Annotated in this window: 5 protein-coding genes and 1 pseudogene; 4 read left to right on the forward strand and 2 right to left on the reverse strand. The window is 68.6% G+C overall.

Annotated elements, in window-relative coordinates; translation table 11 throughout:
- The 3 genes from AX735_RS02650 to AX735_RS02660 form a co-directional block, all read left to right on the forward strand.
- A partial coding sequence (locus AX735_RS02650) for a head GIN domain-containing protein (protein ID WP_066275129.1) occupies positions 1-757 on the forward strand: 757 nt, incomplete at its 5' end.
- A gap of 99 nt (positions 758-856) precedes the next feature.
- A complete protein-coding gene (locus AX735_RS02655) occupies positions 857-1,513 on the forward strand; it encodes a class I SAM-dependent methyltransferase (RefSeq protein WP_446471767.1) in 657 nt (218 codons plus the stop codon).
- Complete coding sequence (locus AX735_RS02660; RefSeq protein ID WP_066275134.1) at positions 1,510-2,241, forward strand: GIN domain-containing protein; 732 nt, start codon at positions 1,510-1,512, stop codon at positions 2,239-2,241. Before AX735_RS02655 ends, AX735_RS02660 begins: the two co-directional genes overlap by 4 nt.
- Positions 2,242-2,250: 9 nt before the next feature.
- Here the strand turns inward: AX735_RS02660 and AX735_RS26230 are convergent, their stop codons facing one another.
- Complete coding sequence (locus tag AX735_RS26230) at positions 2,251-2,550, reverse strand: hypothetical protein (RefSeq protein ID WP_231749995.1); 300 nt, start codon at positions 2,548-2,550, stop codon at positions 2,251-2,253.
- 75 nt (positions 2,551-2,625) lie between these two features.
- On the opposite strand from AX735_RS26230, the gene AX735_RS02670 reads away from it, so the two are divergent.
- Positions 2,626-2,835 (forward strand): hypothetical protein, encoded by a 210-nt coding sequence (locus tag AX735_RS02670; protein ID WP_060980236.1) that lies wholly within the window; start codon positions 2,626-2,628, stop codon positions 2,833-2,835.
- On the opposite strand, the pseudogene AX735_RS25560 reads toward AX735_RS02670, so the two are convergent.
- Positions 2,829-3,542, reverse strand: a pseudogene (locus tag AX735_RS25560) (DNA replication/repair protein RecF); the annotation flags it as partial. The gene AX735_RS02670 and the pseudogene AX735_RS25560 sit on opposite strands and share 7 nt — an antisense overlap.

Consider the following 3,542-nt stretch of genomic DNA (forward strand, 5'->3'; position numbering starts at 1 on the left):
GAGTATCGTCATGGCCGTCACTTGGAAACACGCTCTGGTCGCGGCTGCCGCCGCTGTCGCGGTCGCAGGCTGCAACATGGTCGACGGTGCCGAGGTGCTGATCGAGGACGAATCGGGTGGTTCGGATGAGGGATGGTCGTCCAAATGGTCGGGCGAACCGTTCGACCGGATCACGCTGGCCGGGCCGGACAACATCAGCTTCACCACCGAAGGCGAGCATGCCGTCAGCGCGTCGGGCGACGAAAAGGCTCTGGAAAGGCTGCAATTCCGCGTTCGCGATGGCGAGCTGCGCATCCGCCGCAAGAAATCGACCTTCAGCTTCGGCGATTCGGGCGAGGCCGATATCAAGATCAGCGCGCCCGCGCTGCGCGCGCTGGTGCTGGCAGGATCGGGCTCGGCAAAGGTCGACCGGATGGAAGGCGACGAGATCAAGCTGAGCGTCGCCGGATCGGGCACGGCCGATATCGCGCAGCTGACCGCCAAGAAGCTCGACGGCGCGATCGCGGGCAGCGGCTCGCTCAAGCTCGCGGGCAGTGCCGACAATGCCGATATCTCGATCGCGGGATCGGGAAGCGTGCTGGGCGAGCGCTTTTCCAGCCCCGCCGTCGATATTTCGATCGCCGGATCGGGCGATGTGACCATGGCGTCGGACGGTTCGGTCGATGCGGCGCTGATGGGCTCGGGCGATGTTACCATCAAGGGCAAGGCCAAGTGCAAGAGCAGCTCGATGGGTTCGGGCACGATCACCTGCGGCTGATCCGACGGCGCGCGCCAGGCGCAAAAGCGGTTGCATGGTCGCCAGCCATGCTAGACACTCGCCCCCGTTCCTGGCTTTGCCGGGACGGGGGAGAGCGCATTGACGAACAACGACAGTCCGGTAGGGGCAGCCGACCAGCCCGGTTTCTGGGACCGGCACGTGATGCCGCGCCTCATTACCTTCTGCTGCGGCCAGCCCGCCATCGCCAAGGCGCGCAGCCGCATCGTGCCGCGCGCTGAGGGCCGGGTGCTCGAACTGGGCTGCGGCGGCGGCATCAACCTCGATCATTATGATCGCGCGCGCGTGACGGCGCTCGCCGGGGTCGATCCTTCGCCGCAGCTGCTCGATACCGCGCGCGACAAGGCGAAGGCGCGCGGCTTCGACGCCGATTTCCGCGCAGGCTACGCCGAAAGCCTGCCCTTTGCAGACAGCAGCTTCGACACGGTACTCACCACCTTCACCCTGTGCTCGGTGCGCGATCCTGAGGCTGTGCTGCGCGAAATGCGCCGCGTGCTGGCGCCCGGTGGAACGATCCTGTTCCTCGAACATGGTGCTGCGCCCGATCCCGGCCCGGCACGCTGGCAGCAGCGGATCGAACCCGTGTGGAAGCGCATTGCTGGCGGATGCCATCTGACCCGCCCGGTCAGCAGCGCCCTTGCCGGTCAGGGCTTCCGGCTGAGCGGCTGCGACAGCCGCTACATGCCGAAGACCCCGCGCTTTCTCGGCTGGATCGAGATGGGCGAGGCGCGCGCATGAAGCGGCGGTTGTTTGCGCTGGTGCTGGTGCTGCTGCTGCCCGAAGCCGCGCAGGCGGCGGACAAGCGCTTCACCCTCTCGCCGTTCGACAAGGTCCGGATCGAGGGCGATGTCGCGGTGGAGATACGCTCCGGCGCGGCGCCTTTTGCGGTGGCCAGCGGCGATCCGCGCGCGCTCGAATCGCTGTCGATGCGGGTCCAGGGCGGCACGCTTTACATCCGCCGGGCGCGCACCAGCCAGCCTACCGAGCGCCGCTATCGCCCGAAGGCACCCGAGGCTCTGCCGCTGGTGCGGCTCGATGCGCGCAGCGTCCAGTCGCTCACCCTGCTGGGCCATGGCAGTGCGAAGATCGATGCGCTGAGCGGCGCTCGGCCCAGCGCGACCATGGACGGCAACGGCTCGGTCGAGATCGGCGCGGTCGCGGCCGAGGCGCTGTCGCTCAACGTCAACGGCAGCGGCAGCCTGAAGATCGGCGGCAAGGCGGCCAGCGCACGCGCGGTGATGCTCGGCGACGGATTGATCGAAGGGATGGGGCTTGCCCTGGGCGCGCTCGAACTGATCGGCGAGGGGCCGGTGCGCGCGAAGCTCAGCGTCGCTGGTCCGGCGCGGATCTCGGTCAAGGGCGGGGCGGACATCGCGATCGGCGACACGCCGCAATGCACGGTGCGCCAGACCGGCGCCAATGCCATCCTGTGCGGCGCAGCCGAGATTGCCGCTGCTGCCCGCTGACCAGGCTGATCAGCCCTTGCGGCGGTCCATGTACCAGATCACACCGTGCAGCGCTGCGCCGCCGCCCAGGCCCGCGAGAAAGCCGATCGAGGGCTGGCCCATGAACCCGCCGATGACGGTGCCTGCCAGCGTGCCCAAAGCCATGAAAACACCACCAGCGCGGGCCGGGGGCTGACGGTTGCCTGATGTCTGATTGACCATGACCGTGCCCTTGCCATGCGCGCGCGGCTTTTGCCACCGCCAATCGCTGATGACACCGGGCGCAAAGCCTAACGCCCAGTTTACCATGCCGGTTGAACCTTCCTGCACGGCCAGCCTGTATCCCCCTCTGGACGCGGCGCCGGCAGCTTTGCCGGCACGAGGAAAGAGGACCCGAACGCGCCCATGAACCCGCCCTATATCGGAAGCCGCGAAGCCTATGAGGACGCCTGCAAGCTGCTCTCGCATTACGGCGAGACGGCGGGGATCGAGGCCTCCGACCGGGCCGAGGCAGCGCGGGCGCGCGGCAATCACATCCATTTCTGTCACTGGCGGCAGATCGAGCGGTTGCTGGTGATCCTCTCGCTCGATCAGTGCATCGGCACCATTCACTGAGGCGAAACCACCCCGCCGCTGACACACCAGTCGGCGCGGCCCGCCAGCGGGACGGCATCGAACAGCGACGCATCGGTGCCGGTCATCCACACCTGGCCTGCGCGGTCGGCGAGCTGTTCGTAGAGCGCTGCGCGCCGGGCCGGGTCGAGATGCGCGGCGACCTCGTCGAGCAGCAGGATAAGGCGGCTGCCGCGCCGCTCGGCGACCAGATCGGCATGCGCCAGTATGATCGCGATCAGCATCGCCTTCTGCTCGCCGGTCGAACACAAGGCCGCCGCCTGTCCCTTCTGCCGCATGGTGACGAGCAGGTCGTCGCGATGGGGACCTGCGAGCGCGCGGCCTGCTCCGGCATCGCGCGGCCGCCCCGATCGCAATGCGGCGATCAGCGCCTCGACCTCGACCGGACCCTTTCGCTCCAGCGCGAGCGAAGGCTGGGCGAACGGTCCGGCTTCGAGCGCGTCGATCTGCGCATCGAGCGCTTCGAGCGTATCGGCCCGGGCCAGCGCGATCGCCGCGCCATGCTCCGCCATCCGCGCTTCCAGCGCATCGATCCAGCCGGGATCGGCGGGGCGGTCGGCAGCGAGCAGCCGGTTGCGCTCGCGCATCGCCGCCTCGTAGCGCGCGGCGTGCCGGGCATGCGCGGGGTGCAGCGCCAGCACCAGCCGGTCGAGAAACCGTCGTCTGCCGCCCGCGCTTTCCAGGAACAG

It is taken from the genome of Blastomonas sp. CCH1-A6 (assembly GCF_001556365.1).
Lineage (GTDB): Bacteria > Pseudomonadota > Alphaproteobacteria > Sphingomonadales > Sphingomonadaceae > Blastomonas > Blastomonas ursincola.

Excerpts from the sequence above, each read along its gene's own strand:
- AX735_RS02660 (WP_066275134.1), top strand. The coding sequence starts at position 1,510 with ATGAAGCGGCGGTTGTTTGCGCTGGTGCTGGTGCTGCTGCTGCCCGAA.
- AX735_RS02670 (WP_060980236.1), top strand. The coding sequence starts at position 2,626 with ATGAACCCGCCCTATATCGGAAGCCGCGAAGCCTATGAGGACGCCTGC.